This window comes from Polynucleobacter sp. VK25 (assembly GCF_018687355.1).
Taxonomy (GTDB): Bacteria; Pseudomonadota; Gammaproteobacteria; order Burkholderiales; family Burkholderiaceae; genus Polynucleobacter.
Window position 1 is genome coordinate 1,181,406 of the sequence record NZ_CP061288.1, and the last position, 16,690, is coordinate 1,198,095.

At 46.7% G+C, this 16,690-nt stretch carries 9 protein-coding genes; 3 read left to right on the top strand and 6 right to left on the bottom strand.

Annotation, left to right across the window (positions count from 1 at the left end; genetic code table 11):
- Window positions 1–178: 178 nt before the first annotated feature.
- From AOC21_RS06020 to AOC21_RS06030, 3 genes are all read left to right on the top strand, one after another.
- The gene (locus AOC21_RS06020; RefSeq protein WP_215391113.1) at window positions 179–3,574 is read left to right on the top strand and encodes a DUF2126 domain-containing protein; all 3,396 of its coding nucleotides are present in this window, start codon (window positions 179–181) and stop codon (window positions 3,572–3,574) included.
- Between the two features lie 89 nt (window positions 3,575–3,663).
- Window positions 3,664–6,198, top strand: coding sequence for a circularly permuted type 2 ATP-grasp protein (locus AOC21_RS06025; RefSeq protein WP_371817813.1), 2,535 nt, complete (start codon window positions 3,664–3,666; stop codon window positions 6,196–6,198).
- 10 nt (window positions 6,199–6,208) lie between these two features.
- The gene (locus AOC21_RS06030) at window positions 6,209–7,129 is read left to right on the top strand and encodes a transglutaminase family protein (protein ID WP_215391115.1); all 921 of its coding nucleotides are present in this window, start codon (window positions 6,209–6,211) and stop codon (window positions 7,127–7,129) included.
- A gap of 71 nt (window positions 7,130–7,200) precedes the next feature.
- Here AOC21_RS06030 and AOC21_RS06035 read toward each other — a convergent pair whose 3' ends face one another.
- The 6 genes from AOC21_RS06035 to infB form a co-directional block, all read right to left on the bottom strand.
- Window positions 7,201–8,187: a tripartite tricarboxylate transporter substrate-binding protein gene (locus AOC21_RS06035; protein WP_215392778.1), complete on the bottom strand. Its 987-nt coding sequence runs from the start codon at window positions 8,185–8,187 to the stop codon at window positions 7,201–7,203.
- A 93-nt stretch (window positions 8,188–8,280) separates the two neighbouring features.
- Window positions 8,281–10,629: a Tex family protein gene (locus AOC21_RS06040; protein WP_215391116.1), complete on the bottom strand. Its 2,349-nt coding sequence runs from the start codon at window positions 10,627–10,629 to the stop codon at window positions 8,281–8,283.
- Window positions 10,630–10,743: 114 nt separating this feature from the next.
- A complete protein-coding gene (gene typA, locus AOC21_RS06045) occupies window positions 10,744–12,561 on the bottom strand; it encodes a translational GTPase TypA (protein WP_215391117.1) in 1,818 nt (605 codons plus the stop codon).
- Between the two features lie 70 nt (window positions 12,562–12,631).
- The gene (truB, locus tag AOC21_RS06050; protein WP_215391118.1) at window positions 12,632–13,543 is read right to left on the bottom strand and encodes a tRNA pseudouridine(55) synthase TruB; all 912 of its coding nucleotides are present in this window, start codon (window positions 13,541–13,543) and stop codon (window positions 12,632–12,634) included.
- A gap of 3 nt (window positions 13,544–13,546) precedes the next feature.
- The gene (gene rbfA / locus AOC21_RS06055; RefSeq protein ID WP_215346622.1) at window positions 13,547–13,915 is read right to left on the bottom strand and encodes a 30S ribosome-binding factor RbfA; all 369 of its coding nucleotides are present in this window, start codon (window positions 13,913–13,915) and stop codon (window positions 13,547–13,549) included.
- Between the two features lie 14 nt (window positions 13,916–13,929).
- A complete protein-coding gene (infB, locus tag AOC21_RS06060; RefSeq protein WP_215391119.1) occupies window positions 13,930–16,689 on the bottom strand; it encodes a translation initiation factor IF-2 in 2,760 nt (919 codons plus the stop codon).
- Between the last annotated feature and the right edge of the window lies 1 nt (window position 16,690).

Below are 16,690 nucleotides of genomic sequence, written 5' to 3' on the forward strand. Positions count from 1 at the left end.
ATCGCTGACTAAGTAAGCAAATTCACAACTTCAACTTATTCCTCCTTAAACAGCGGTAATGAGCTAAATGCCCTGTTTTTGACAGGTTTTACCCAAAACTGGGCATGCCTCACTTTTACGCACCCATCTTGTGCGCCGTAATAATGCACCCTTGTGGTGAACTTATAGAGTTTGAGTTATGTCTATACACGCTGCCCTACACCACGTCACCGAATATATATATGACCGCCCAGTCAAACTGGGACCGCAGGTAATTCGTCTGCGACCGGCACCTCATTGCCGCAGTCATATTCTTTCCTACTCTCTCAAGATTGAGCCTGAAGGTCATTTCATTAACTGGCAACAAGACCCATTTTCAAACTATCAAGCTCGTTTGGTTTTTCCTGAACCAACGACACGCTTTAAGGTTACTGTAGATCTGGTAACAGAGATGGCGGTATATAACCCATTTGATTTCTTTTTAGAGCCAGATGCTGAAGACTACCCCTTTACCTACAGCCAAGATCTGAAGAAAGAGTTACGCCCTTACCTCGGTAAAAAGAGAAATGACGGCATCAACAAATACTTTAAAACGGTTGATCGCAGCAAGATGCGCACTATCGATTTTTTAGTTGCACTCAATCAAAAAGTTCACAAGGATATTGGCTACACCATTCGAATGGAGCCTGGAGTACAGACCCCAGAAGAGACGTTAAAACTTCGCAGTGGTTCTTGTCGTGACTCTGCTTGGTTAATGGTGAATCTCTTGCGTCTTTGCGGACTCGCGTCGCGCTTTGTTTCAGGCTACCTCATTCAGCTCAAGCCAGATGTCAAGGCGCTTGATGGACCGAGTGGAACAGAGGTAGATTTCACTGACTTGCATGCCTGGTGCGAGGTGTATTTGCCAGGCGCTGGCTGGATTGGCTTAGACCCAACTTCCGGCCTATTTGCTGGCGAGGGGCATATCCCTGTTGCCTGCACGCCTGAACCTTCAGGTGCAGCCCCGATTGAAGGTGGTGTTGACGAATGTGAAGTGCAGTTTGCTCACTCCATGGAGGTTACTCGCATTTATGAAGCACCCCGAGTAACCAAACCGTACACCGAAGAACAGTGGCAAGCGATTGTTGATCTGGGCCATCAAGTTGATAAGCAATTGGTTGCGGGTGACGTTCGCTTGACCATGGGTGGTGAGCCTACTTTTGTATCCGTTAATGGACGTGATGAACGTGAATGGAATGTAGATGCATTAGGACCAACGAAGCGGGGTTACGCAACCGATTTAGTAGAAAAACTTCGCAAAGAATATGGCGATGGTGGCTTCCTTCATTTTGGTCAAGGCAAATGGTATCCAGGAGAACAACTCCCTCGTTGGGCTTTGTCAATCTACTGGAGGGCTGATGGGCAGCCTATCTGGAAAAATCCCAAACTCTTCGCCGATGAACGCCATCCTACGAATTACACCAGCAAAGATGCTGAGAAATTTGTCTACACACTTTCCAAAAAATTAGGTTTAGCGGATAAATTTATCGAACCTGCTTATGAGGATGTTTTTTATTACCTCTGGCGGGAATCTAAACTACCTGTCAACGTTGACCCCTTCAAATCAAACCTAGACGATGAGATGGAGCGCACTCGCTTAAAGCGGGTCTTCACGCAGAAATTAGATTCTGTGGTGGGCTACGTTCTCCCTATCGAAGCGAATGAAGGAAAGAATTACCTAGATACCGCTTGGAAGACGGGTCCTTGGGAATATCGTGATGATCGTCTTTATCTGCTACCAGGGGATTCGCCAATGGGCTATCGACTCCCCCTGGAGTCACTACCCTGGGTTAGTAAAGCAGATTATCCCTATCTCATCGAGCAAGATCCATTTGCTCCTAGACCGCCATTAAACAGTCAAGCGTCAATTGTTCACCAACAACAACCAGTCCGTAAAGAATTTACAACATCTGGCAAAACGATTTGGAGTCAGTCACAAGAAGTAAGACATCCAAAACGTCAAGAATCAGCTGCATGGGTTACCAGAACAGCGATGTGCGTAGAAGCGCGTGATCCAATGCGCTCCAATGGACCCAAGGCTGAGAATGAGCATGGTGGTAAGTCAGGCGTGCTGTATGTCTTTATGCCCCCACTCGCCCGTCTTGAAGACTATCTTAATTTATTGCAGGCAGTAGAAGCCACCGCCGAAGAGCTTCAGTTTCAAATTGTATTGGAGGGATATACCCCGCCACGCGATCCACGCTTGAAGTTATTACAAGTGACACCAGATCCAGGGGTCATTGAAGTGAATATTCATCCAGCCCATAACTGGGGCGAGTTAGTTGAGCATACGGAATTCTTATATCAAGCCGCTTTTGAATCTCGCCTTTCTGCTGAGAAATTTATGGCAGATGGCCGCCATACCGGTACAGGTGGTGGCAATCACTTTGTGATGGGTGGTGCGACACCGATTGATAGCCCGTTCTTACGCAAGCCTGAACTCTTAGCAAGTCTGATTTTGTATTGGCATAACCACCCAAGCTTGAGCTATCTCTTTAGCGGCATGTTTATTGGACCAACAAGTCAAGCGCCTCGAGTGGATGAAGCACGCAATGACCAAATCTACGAATTAGAAATCGCGCTGAAAGAAATTCGAAAGAATCGCAAGAAGTTTGGCCAAAGCATGCCGCCATGGCTGGTCGATAGAACCCTACGCAATATCCTGATTGATGTCACTGGCAACACCCATCGTAGCGAGTTCTGTATCGATAAGATGTATTCACCAGATAGTCAAACGGGTCGCTTAGGCTTACTAGAATTACGTGCTTTTGAAATGCCTCCACATGCACATATGAGCATTGTCCAGCAATTACTCATTCGTGCCTTGATAGCTCGCTTCTGGGATAAGCCTTACGAAGCACCAATGACGCGCTGGGGAACTGAACTCCATGACCGCTGTCTCTTACCAACATTTATCAAAATGGACTTTGATGATGTCATTCAAGAGATGCAAAAGCATGGTTACGACTTTAAGCCGGAGTGGTTTGCACCTCACCTTGAGTTCCGCTTCCCGCTCATTGGACAAGTACAAACGATGGGCACAGAAATCACCCTACGCAATGCGCTTGAACCATGGCATGTTATGGGCGAGGAAAATGCTGCAGGCGGCACCGCACGCTATGTTGACTCCTCATTAGAGAGAATTGAGTTACGTGTTACTGGCTTAAATCAAAGTCGCTACACCATCACCTGCAATGGCGAGCCTTTGCCACTCCAACCAACAGGAGTTGCGGGAGAGTATGTGGCAGGCGTTCGTTATAAGGCTTGGAATCCTCCATCCAGTCTGCACCCGAGTATTGGTATCCATGTTCCATTGATTTTTGATGTGATCGATACCTGGAATAAACGCTCTGTAGGGGGCTGCCAATACCACGTTGCCCACCCTGGAGGCCGAAACTACGATAACTTCCCTATCAATGCCTATGAGGCAGAGAGTCGCCGCCTTTCTCGCTTCTTCAGGATGGGCCATACCCCAGGAACAAATGAAGGGGTTCAGGCGAATATTGATCTCCCAGCTAGTAAGGAATTTCCATTTACGCTGGATATGCGGCGATGAGACAATAGTTTGTGGACAACCTTCAGACCGATTCTTTGAAAGACACAAGCAATCCCTCGCTAGTGGAGGATATCAACCGTCTATCACCTATACCCAAAGAGGGACACTTTGATGAGTTACGAGGGAAATCAGAGTCTCTACTGCCTCAATGGCAAACCTTTTTTGAATCCCTTGGTCCCTCGGGGTTAAGCGATCTTGATCAACGTACCCAAGAACTCAATAGGCAGATTCGGGATAACGGCATTACGTATAACGTCTATGCCGATGAGTTTGGTCCGCAACGCCCTTGGTCGGTAGATTTATTTCCGCTCCTCATAAGCCCTGATTCTTGGCAAAAAATTCAGTCTGGAGTTTTGCAGCGAGCACGCTTACTCGAAGCGATTATGGCGGATGTGTATGGACCGCAAAATTTGCTTAAAGAAGGATGGATTCCTCCAGCATTAATTTATGGTCATCCCGGTTACTTACGCTCCATGCATGGCGTCGAGCTGAAAAACAGAAAATATCTTCACATCATGGCTTTTGATTTAGCCAGAGCACCTGATGGATCATGGTCAGTTCTGTCTCAACGCACCCAAGCACCTTCTGGTCTTGGATATCTTTTGGAAAATCGTAACCTGATTGCAAGGCAATTTCCTAAGGCATATGAGCTCATGCAGGTTGCCCCACTAGCCAATGCCTATAGAGACTTAATCGATGCATTGAAGCTTGAAAGCCCGGCAGGTGCAAATGCCCATATTGCTCTACTTACTCCAGGACCTTATAACGAGACCTACTTTGAGCACGCCTATCTCGCTCGTTACCTCGGCCTAACTTTGGTTGAAGGTGGTGATTTAACTGTACGCGATCAACATTTGTTTTTGAAAACAGTGCGCGGTTTAGAGCCTGTACATATTTTATTGAAGCGTTTGGATGATGAGTTTTTAGATCCTTTAGAACTTCGCTCTGATTCCACCCTTGGCGTCCCTGGTCTATTACAAGTGATACGCGCCGGAAATGTTGTATTAGCAAACGCGCCTGGCTCGGCCTTCCTAGAATCACCCGCACTATTAGGATTCCTGCCGTCGATTAGCGAGAGACTTTTAAATGAAAAAGTACAGCTTCCAGCAATGGATACCTGGTGGTGCGGTGAACGCGCTGCACTAGAGGCTGCGATTCCGAATTTAGGGCATAGTGCCATTAAGCCAACGTTTCCGCATGGTACAGGTCATCAAAGTTACGAATCCGATTTAGGCTGCGATCTAAATCAGGCTCAGTTAGATGAATGGGTGGGACGCATTACCAGGCAGCCCGATGAGCACACTGTGCAAACCTACATTCCATTGGCACAAATGCCAACCTGGTTAAATGCCTTTAACATCAATGATGCGTCTTTGATTGAGCCCCACTCATATATGTTGCGAGTCTTTGCCCTGAGTGATGGTTCTAATAGCTGGCAAGTATTGCCTGGTGGACTTGCCCGTATCGCAAGTACTGATTCAGGCATTGCTTCTATGCAACGAGGCGGTAGTAGTGCGGATGTATGGGTTCAAAGCCCGCAGCCCTCCCAAGAGCAAGGACAACATTTACAGCATCCGATTCAAGCCCCTGAAAAAATGATGCGCAAGCGCTTAGTTACCAGCCGCGCTGCCGAGAATCTCTATTGGTTTGGGCGCTATACCGAGCGCAGTGAAAATATTCTGCGCTTAGCCAAGCTTTATCTTGAAAATATTAATAGCGAATACACCCCTTCCCGTTCATTGTGGTCTTGGCTAGAAAACCTATGTCACTACTACGGACTTGTGCCTGAAGGTGTGCCAAGTAATTTTGACCAGAGTGATATGCGTCACCGAATTTTTGAGCGCACTTTAATTAACTCTCTCAATGCCAGCGACAGCGTCACCAGCGTGGGCTATAACCTGAATGCCATGAAACGCACGGCCTCTAATGTGAGGGAACGACTCTCCCCGGAGCAATGGAGCACCATCAATCATTGCATTGAGCAATTTCAGGCTGATTGCCATAAAGCTAATACCTTTAATGATTTTTCTTCCTCGCTCGCTATCGACGCTTTAAATGGTGCGAGTAGTTGCTTAGCGGCAATCACTGGCGCTCAAACTGACCGTATGACACGTGATGATGGCTGGCAACTACTTTCAATTGGCAGGCATATCGAGAGACTCGCCTTTCTGACAAACGCATTAGATTCAGCCATCGTTTCTGGCTTACTTAATAATCCAAATGCAGACAGCTCAGGTTATACCGCTCTACTCAATTTATTTGATAGCACGATCACCTTTCATGCACAGCATCAACAAAGTCGCGAGATAGCCCCTTTAATTAGCTTATTAGTGATGGATGATGAAAACCCACGTTCTCTGGCCTGGGTTAGTAAAGCGCTCCGCGCCAGACTTTCTAAACTTGCGGGCACCGAGAGAAATAGCCCGGATGAGCTAACCCGTAGTGTCATTAATCTACTAGATTACGACTTATATACCTTATCGACTGCCGATGGATTTGGCAATCTCTCCAACCTGAGAAACTGTTTGAGTAATTGCTCGCAATCTGCCTGGAATGTTTCAGATGAAATTAGCGCACGCTATTTCAATCTGATTCTCTCTAATGAATATAGTATCCACATGTAATGCGCCAATTATGTTGCTAGAAATTACCCACGATACTCGCTACTCGTATGATCCTGATGTTGAGATTGCCCAACATTTTGCCCACCTCAAACCGACTGATCTAGAGACACAACGGATATTAAAGTCCGAAGTTCAGGTGAGCCCGAGGCCTTCTTGGAGCGAAGAGAATATAGATAGCCATGGAAATGTTTGCACCTTCTTTTCTTTGCAGAATAGACACAGTGAATTACTCATTACAGCCAAATCACTGATCGAGACTACAGCTACTGAATATGGCCCCAAGCCCCAGGAAACTGCACCCTGGGAGCTAGTACGCGAATACTTCCGCTATCACTCCAATACCCAATGGGATGCTGCCTCAGAATTTCTATTTACATCTCCATTCATTACTTTGAGACCAGAGTTTGCAGAATTTGCGAGGGCTAATTTCACGGCCGGGAGACCAGTACTAGAAGCGGCGATTGATTTAATGAAGCGCATCTATAGTGAATTCCATTACGTTAGTAAAAGTACTGACATCAACACCCCCGCGCTAGAGGCGCTGAATAAGCGAGAAGGCGTATGTCAGGACTTCGCACATATTTTGATTGCGTCGCTCCGCAGTATCGGCATACCAGCAAAATATATAAGCGGCTATATTCTGACCAATCCTGCACCCGGTCAAGCAAGGCTGATTGGCGGAGATGCTTCGCATGCTTGGGCATCAGTTTATGTCCCCAGCATGGATGAAAACGGCATCCTAGGTAAGGGTATTTGGTGTGATCTAGATCCAACCAATAATCGCTGGGGCTTCGTAACTCCTGGGGAAGATTATGTTCACTTGGCCCAAGGAAGAGACTACTCAGATGTCTCCCCTATTCGCGGGGTAATACATGGTGGAGCAGACCATACGCTAGAGGTAGCGGTAACGGTGATGCCTATTAACTCTTAGGCGCCCTTTTCTTACCAATAAAAAACCGCCCGAAGGCGGTTTTATTATTTGAAGAGTGCGCTACTGACGTCTTAGTCTGCGTAGATACCTGCAGCCTTAATGATTGGCGTCCATAAATCAATCTGCGCCTTCAGATGCTTTTTCAAGCCTTCTGGAGTAGCATTTGCCTGGGATGGGATCTCAACACCCAACTCAGCCATGTGCTGCTTATAGAGTGGATCTTGAATGGCGCCTTGCAATGCTTTGGCCAACTTATCCATCTCTGGTTTAGGAGTGCCTTTGGGAGCATAAACACCATGCCAAACTTTCACTTCAAAGTTCTTCAAGCCCTGCTCATTGAGCGTAGGAATCTTGTCAAAAGCCTTAATGCGCTGCATCGTAGTTGTGCCGTACGGCTTCACTGCATTGGTTGCCAACTGACCTGATAGGTTAGTTGTCTGATCACACATCAATTGCACTTGGCCCCCGATTAAGTCGGTCAACGCAGGTGCAGTGCCTTTATATGGAACGGTTGTTAAATCCAACTGAATGCGACTCATAAAGAGCAAACCGCATAAGTGACTAGCAGAACCTACACCAGCATTGGCATAAGCAATCTTGCCTACGTTTGCTTTCATATACGGGAGGAGTTCTTGATAATTCTTAGGAGGTAAATCTTTATTACCAACCAAAATCATCGGTACGTCAGCAACTTGACCAACATACTCATAGTCATTCATTGGGTCAAAGCCTAAGTTCTTATATAGAGCTGGGGCCGTGGACATGCCAATATGGTGAATCAACAATGTGTAACCATCGTTCTTAGAGTTAATGACTCGCTTGGCGGCAATCGTACCGCCAGCGCCAGGACTGTTATCCACAATCACTTGTCCTTTGAGTTGCTTACCCATTGCTAAAGCAAGTTCGCGAGCTACCTTATCGGTTGGACCGCCTGCTGAGAACGGCACAACTAATGTAATTGGACGATCGCCAGGAAAATCAGCTGCATTTGCAGCAGAAATGCTAACGCCTAGTGCGCACAGCGAAATTGCTGCAATGCGAATAATTGATTGGGATATTTTCACGGGGATCCTTGCTTTTAGTGTTTACAGTTATAGACCAGTAGTTTAGAGAATTTGCCAGCCCTTTGGTGGGAAATTCTCTAAAAAATACTATTTCTTAAGCTTCCCAAAGGCAGCTGCCATTGCATTATTCATAGGAGGCGCTTGCCTTCTATCTTCTTGTGGCTTTCTAGCATCTGGAGTCTTAGGGCGATTGGGTGCTCTTAGTTCTGGCTTGGAGGCCTTAGGAGCTTCATCTGTCAATCGCATAGTGAGCGCGATTCGTTTGCGCTTTTCATCCACTTCTAGCACTTTGACCTTAACAACCTGCCCTGCTTTAACTACGCTATGCGGATCTTTTACAAAAGTATTGGACAACGCAGAAATATGAACCAATCCATCTTGATGCACACCAATGTCCACAAAGGCGCCAAAGGCAGCAACGTTTGTCACTACACCCTCCAGAATCATATCGGTCTTCAGGTCGCTAATTTTTTCTACGCCATCTTGAAAGGTTGCAGTGGTAAATTCTGGACGTGGGTCGCGTCCAGGCTTTTCTAATTCTTTAATGATGTCGGTTACGGTAGGAACGCCGAACTGACCATCGGCATATTTTTCTGGCGAGAGTGATTTAAGTAAGCTAGCATCGCCAATGACTTCTTTGACACCCTTTTTAATATCCTTCAAAATCTTTTCTACCAAAGGATAAGATTCTGGATGAACCGCAGAGGCATCCAATGGATCATCGCCATTCATGATGCGTAAGAAGCCAGCAGCTTGCTCATACGTTTTATCGCCGAGGCGTGGAACACTCTTGAGATCAGCCCTCGATTTAAATGCACCCTTGCTGTCACGGTACGCTACGATGCCCTCAGCAACAGTAGAGCTTAAGCCTGAGACCCTTGCTAGCAATGGTGCAGAGGCTGTGTTGACATCTACACCTACCGCGTTCACACAATCCTCGACCACCGCTACCAATGATTTTGCTAATTGGGTTTGCATCACATCATGCTGATACTGGCCGACGCCAATCGATTTCGGATCAATCTTGACTAACTCTGCAAGCGGATCTTGCAATCTGCGTGCAATGGATACAGCGCCACGTAATGAGACGTCCATACCCGGTAATTCTTTTGAAGCATATTCAGAAGCCGAGTAAACCGAAGCACCCGCTTCAGAGACCACGATCTTGGTGAGTTTGAGCTCTGGCTTAGCTTTAATGAGTTCTTGCGCCAATTTATCTGTTTCACGAGATGCTGTGCCATTACCAATCGAGATCAAGGTGGCATTATGTTTCTCAGCTAGCTTTGCCAGAGTGTGTAATGAACCAGCCCAATCATTTTTGGGTTGATGTGGGTAAATGACATCGGTATCCACCACTTTGCCAGTGGCATCTACTACTGCTACCTTCACACCGGTACGCATACCAGGGTCAAGGCCAATGGTCACTCTTGGACCGGCAGGTGCCGCCAGAAGAAGATCTTTTAGATTGCGGGCAAATACGTTAATTGCCTCAGTTTCTGAGCGTTCACGCAGTGCTGTCATCAGCTCTGACTCTAAATGCAAAGAACATTTGATGCGCCAAGTCCAGCGCACGGTATCCGCCAGCCAAGCATCCGCTGGGCGACCATTATTTTTAATCTTGAAATGATTAGCAATCCGGTTTTCACAAGGATTATGAGGGGCATCCCACTTTAGTTTTTCTTCTTCGGTATCTAGGCGCAGATTAACCATCAACATCTGCTCACGTCGACCTCTAAACAAAGCTAGAGCACGATGCGATGGAATTGCTTTGATTGGCTCAGAGTAATCAAAGTAATCCGCAAACTTTTCACCCTCTTGCTCTTTGCCAGCAATCACCTTGGAATCCACTACACCATGATCTTGCAAGTAGATGCGAAGGGATTGCACTAATGCAGCATCCTCAGCAAAGCGCTCCATCAGAATTTGACGGGCACCTTCAAGGGCAGCTTTAGTATCCGGTACCCCAGGATTATCAGTGCCATCTACCTGAAACGCCTCCTTAAGATATTTAGCAGCCTCTATTTCTGGATCGAGATTTGGGTTATTGAGTAAATCATTTGCTAATGGCTCTAAGCCGGCTTCTAGCGCGATTTGTGCTTTGGTTCTTCTCTTAGGCTTATATGGCAGGTAGAGATCCTCGAGCCGCGTCTTATCTTCTGCCAGCATGATGGCTTTGAGCAACTCTGGCGTCATCTTGCCCTGCTCATCAATGGAAGCAATAATTGTTTTACGACGATCTTCTAGTTCGCGAAGGTAGCTAAGACGCTCTTCTAATAATCGCAATTGCGTGTCATCTAAGCCGCCAGTCGCTTCTTTACGGTAACGAGCGATAAATGGGACGGTAGCACCCTCATCCATCAGGGCTATAGCAGCAACTACTTGAGCAGGTTTAGCGGAAAGTTCTTGGGCAAGGCGTTGTTCTATCGATGGCAGCATGAAATGATTAATTTACTCAGATTTTAGGAATATTGGTGTGATGGAAAAATAAGAGCCACCCAAAGGTGACTCTTATTTAACTAACAGCGTGACTAATTAAAGCAACTTGGAAAATTATTCGCGAGATGCTTTCTTACGATCATGCTCCTTCAGGTGACGCTTACGGATACGTACGCTTTTTGGTGTTACTTCAACCAACTCATCATCACTAATGAACTCAACCGCATACTCCAAAGTCAAATCGATTGGTGTTACCAAGCGAACTGCTTCGTCAGTGCCTGAAGAGCGAACGTTGGTTAATTGCTTACCTTTAATTGGGTTCACAACCAAGTCATTGTCGCGACTATGAATACCAATCACCATGCCCTCGTACACAGGATCACCATGGCTAACAAACATACGGCCACGATCTTGTAACTTCCAAATAGCGTAGGCAACTGCTTCACCATCATCTTGACTAATCAATACGCCATTATGACGTTCACCCAAGATTCCATCTTTAGCCGGAGCATAAGAATCGAATGTGTGGCTCATCAAGCCATTACCGCGAGTCATGGTCATGAAGTCGCCTTGGAAGCCGATCAAACCACGTGCAGGAATACGGTACTCAAGACGGGTACGGCCTTTTCCGTCACTCACCATATCTTGCAGCTCACCTTTACGCTTACCCAAGTCTTCCATCACGGAACCTTGAGTAGCATCTTCTACGTCTACCGTTAAGTTCTCATACGGCTCCATCTTGACGCCATTTTCCTCATGGAAGACAACACGTGGACGGGAAACTGCCATCTCATAGCCTTCACGACGCATGGTCTCTACCAAGATGGTGAGATGCAGCTCGCCACGACCAGACACTTCAAATACAGTATCGTCATCAGTTTCTTTTACGCGCAAAGCCATGTTGGCCTTTAATTCACGATCAAGACGCTCACGAATTTGGCGGCTAGTTACAAACTTACCTTCACGTCCAGCTAATGGGCTCGTGTTCACCATGAAGTTCATGGTCAAAGTAGGTTCGTCAATCTTGAGCATTGGCAATGGATCTGGCTTATCAACTGCACATACGGTTGTACCAATAGCCAACTCTTCAATACCATTGATAAGCGCGATGTCGCCAGCAACTGCCTCTTCAACGATTTCGCGCTCGAGACCTTTAAATTTCAATACTTGGTTAATGCGACCTTTGAATGGAGTGCCATCAGGACCATTCATGCAGACTACTTCCATGCCTGACTTCACACGCCCGCGGCTAATACGGCCAACTCCGATCTTGCCAACATAACTGTTGTAGTCAATTGAAGAAATCTGGAATTGCAAGGGGCCATCTGCATCATCATCACGCACAGGGACGTGCTTCAGGACAGCATCAAACAAGGGGCGCATATTACCTTCGCGCACATCTTCTGTTTCTCCTGCATAACCATTCAAGCCTGATGCATAGATAACAGGGAAATCTAACTGCTCTTCGGTTGCACCAAGCTTATCAAACAGCTCAAAAGTGGCGTTAATCACGTAATCACAACGCGCACCCGGGCGGTCAACTTTATTAATCACTACGATTGGCTTTAAACCTAAAGCCAAGGCTTTCTTGGTTACAAAGCGGGTTTGTGGCATTGGGCCTTCAACCGCATCAACTAAGAGCAACACACCGTCAACCATAGAGAGAACGCGCTCTACTTCACCACCGAAGTCCGCGTGTCCTGGAGTATCAACGATATTGATATGTGTGCCGTCATACTCTACAGCACAGTTTTTAGACAAAATAGTAATGCCACGCTCTTTTTCCAAGTCGTTTGAGTCCATGACGCGTTCGGTCATTTTTTCATTAGAGCGGAATGTGCCAGATTGGCGCAAGAGTTGGTCAACCAAGGTAGTTTTTCCGTGGTCAACGTGGGCGATGATGGCGATGTTACGAAGTGCGCGTTTAGTCATGTGAAGCTTCTAAAGTTAAGAATATAAATTCGGGTTAATTAAGATTAGTGGGTGAATAAGTTAAAGTTATTTAATGAGCAGAAGAGATTAAGCGCTTCGGATGCAAAACCCCGGAGCGCCAATCAGCAGTGCCAATAAAGTTATGAGGAGCAGCAGTGGCGCGATAAATGCGCACTAATGCTTCGATGGAAGGTAAATTGAGTGGAACACGTTGCCCCATCTCGAGACGCTTGGCTTGCTGCTCATCCACGGTTAAATGGGGCAAGGTTTGCAAAAGCGCATCAACCGGCAAAATGTAGTCAGCAGTATTTTTCAAGCCGCTCTGAATCGATTCAATCGTAAAAGATTGCTCTAGATTTAAGTGTCCAACTTCGGTACGGCGCAAACCTACCAAATGGGCGCCGCAGCCTAATGCATTTCCAATATCTTCGGCTAACACACGAATGTAAGTCCCTTTGCTGCAACTCACTTCTAATGTGGCTTCTGGCCAGTTGAAAGCAGTCCAACGAATAGAGTGAATCGTAATATCTCGTGGAGCGCGCTCTAACTCAACACCAGCGCGAGCATATTCATATAAAGGCTTGCCATCACGCTTAAGAGCTGAATACATTGGCGGCACTTGAGATATTGGACCAGTAAATTTTGGGAGCAAAGCGTCTAATGCGGACCTGATATCGGCATCACTTGCAAATACAGGCAAAGGCAACTCTTCAATCACTTGACCTTCAGCATCACCGGTATCAGTACGTGAGCCAAACTTCACTTGTGCAATATATGTTTTATCGGCTTCAAGTAGGTCTTGTGAATACTTGGTAGCCTCACCTAAGCAAATAGGAAGCAAACCCGTCGCCATCGGATCCAAAGTACCTGTGTGACCTGCTTTATCCGCATTAAATGCGCGCTTGACAGCAGTAACCGCACCTTGAGAACTCATTCCAGCTGGTTTATCTAGAAGCACGACGCCGTCGATTCGTATAGACATGAATTACTTGGTCTCGTCTTTGTGATCGCTCTCTACTGCTTGATCGATCAATCGAGACATTTCTATGCCATGCTCAACTGAGCTGTCATAGTGAAAATGCAATGTAGGGACTGTGTGAATATGTAAACGCTTAAACAAGAGTGAATGCAAATACCCTGCTTTTTCTTGCAGCGCTTTTAATGCATGTTCAGGCTCAGCACCCAAAACAGTAAAGAACACTTTAGCGTGTGCTAAGTCTGGAGTGAGCTCGATACTTTGTAAAGTAATCAAGCCCAAACTCGGACTGCGCAATTCGCGTGGAATAAGCTCGGCCAGGTCTCGCTGAATTTGATCGGCGAGACGCTGGTTACGATGCGGGCTAGTTTTGTGCATATTGCCTATGGTGCTTAGAGTGAACGTGCAACTTCAGTTACTTCAAACACCTCGAGCTGGTCACCTTCTTTAATGTCGTTGTAGCCTTTTAATGACAGGCCGCACTCAACACCGGCACGAACTTCTTTAGCGTCATCTTTGAAGCGCTTGAGAGAATCCAATTCACCAGTCCAAACAACCACGTTGTCACGCAAGAGACGAACACTAGATGTGCGTTTGATGATTCCATCAACTACCAAGCAACCAGCAATTGCGCCAACCTTGGATACCAAGAAGACTTGACGAATCTCTACGAGACCAGTGATTTCTTCTTTCTTATCTGGTGTCAACATGCCGCTCAATGCTAATTTCACTTCATCTACTGCGTCATAGATGATGTTGTGATAACGAATGTCTACGCCATTGTTCTCAGCTAATTTGCGAGCTGCCGCATCTGCACGGGAGTTGAAGCCAAAAATAACCGCCTTAGAAGCAACTGCCAAGTTCACGTCAGTTTCAGTAATGCCACCAACACCCGCGTGAACAATTTGAACTTTTACTTCTGGAGTAGAAAGCTTCATTAACGATTGAGCCAAAGCTTCTTGAGAGCCCTGTACGTCAGCCTTAATGATCAATGGCAATAACTTAGCCTCAATAGCGCCTTCTTCCATGTTTTCCATCATGGTCTCAAGCTTGAATGCTTGCTGTTTAGCCAACTTCACATCACGGAACTTACCTTGACGGAAAAGTGCAATCTCACGAGCCTTACGCTCATCAGGAACTACTTGCACTGACTCACCAGCTGCAGGAACATCACCTAAGCCTTGAATCTCTACCGGAATAGATGGGCCTGCTTCATTACATGGTTTACCGTTTTCATCCAACATGGCGCGGACGCGACCATAGGTTGAACCCGCCAACAGCATATCGCCACGTTTTAATGTACCTGACTGAACCAAGATAGTTGCCACTGGGCCCTTACCTTTATCCAAGCGAGCTTCAATGACCAAACCTTGTGCTGGGGCATCTTTTGGTGCCTTCAATTCTAAGATTTCCGCTTGCAACAGGACGTTTTCAAGGAGGGCATCAATGCCTTCACCTGTTTTTGCGGACACCGGAATAAATGGCACATCGCCACCGTACTCTTCAGGAACCACTTGTTCTGCCACTAATTCAGTTTTAACGCGCTCTGAATTGGCTTCCGGCTTATCAATTTTGTTAATAGCCACAACAATAGGCACGCCACCTGCAAGCGCATGGTGAATTGCTTCTTTTGTTTGCGGCATAACGCCGTCATCAGCAGCCACTACTAAGATCACAATATCGGTCGCCTTAGCACCACGAGCACGCATTGCCGTAAAGGCTTCGTGACCCGGTGTATCCAAGAAGGTAATCATGCCGCGTGGAGTTTCTACGTGGTACGCACCAATATGCTGAGTAATACCACCGGCTTCGCCAGTAGCCACTTTTGCAGCGCGAATCTTATCGAGCAAAGAAGTTTTACCGTGGTCAACGTGACCCATCACTGTTACTACTGGAGGACGTGGCAATAACTCTGCATCGTGACCATCAGTGCCGAGATCTAAATCGGGGTCATCTAATTTCGCAGCATGGGCTTTATGTCCCATTTCTTCCACGAGAATCATTGCAGTATCTTGGTCTAGAACTTGATTGATGGTGACCATCTGGCCCATACCCATCAATAACTTGATTACTTCCGCACTCTTCACGGCCATTGCATGAGCTAACTCAGCAACAGTAATGGTTTCTGGTACGTGAACATCACGCACTATTGCTTCTGTTGGCACTTGGAAGTTGGTATCTACGTTCGCTTCTGCAATTTGACGTTGCTTCTTACGGCCACCGCCTGAACGCCAACCACCAACACCTCCAGATGAATCACCACGTGTCTTGAGGCCGCCAGGTTTCTTGGCGCCTTCTTCTTGCCAAGTAGATGATGTCTCTGCAGATTTAATGGTCTTGCCGCCAACTTTGGCGACAGCCTTCTTCTTATCATCGGCACCTTCAACTTTGGCAGGCTTATGCAAAGTGCCTTTTTTCGCTTCTTCAGCAGCAATTTCACTTGGCGCCTTTAGAACGCGAGCGGGAGCACTCATCATGTCGCGAATCGCCAAAGCTTCAGCTTCTGCGGCAGCACGACGTAAACGAATGTCTGCTAATTCTTTTTCTTTAGATACAGCTAAATCTTTTGCAGCCTTATCTGCGGATGCTTTTTTCTCTGCGGCAGCTGCAGCAGCATCTGGAGCTTCATCGGCCGGAGCAACTTCTTTGACTACTGGAGCAGCAACTTCTTTTTGGCGAGCTTCTTCAGCTGCCTTCATTTCCGCTTCCTGACGAGCAAGTAACTCAGCTTGGCGCGTTGCCTCAGCTGCACGTTTTTCTAACTCTTCTTCAGAAATAACGGGTTTAGCTGGTGCAGCTTTTGCCTCCACTTTTACTGGAGCCACTTCTGGCTCTACTTCAGGAGCCTTGTCACCCGCCTTAACAAGCACGCGTTTTTTACGAACCTCAACCTGCACAGTGCGAGTGCGCCCAGCAGAATCTGCTTGACGAATTTCAGAGCTCTCGCGCTTGATTAAGGTAATCTTTTTGCGCGCGCCACTATCTGCACTGCCATGTGCTTTTTGCAAATGCTCGAGTAGGACAGTTTTGTCCTTTTCGGTAATGCTATCGTCCTCAGAACCTTTTTCGATACCGGCCGCCTTCAACTGCTCCAAGAGGTCTGGCGCGGTACGTTTTAATTCTTTAGCGAGTACTTTTACTGTTGTTGCCATG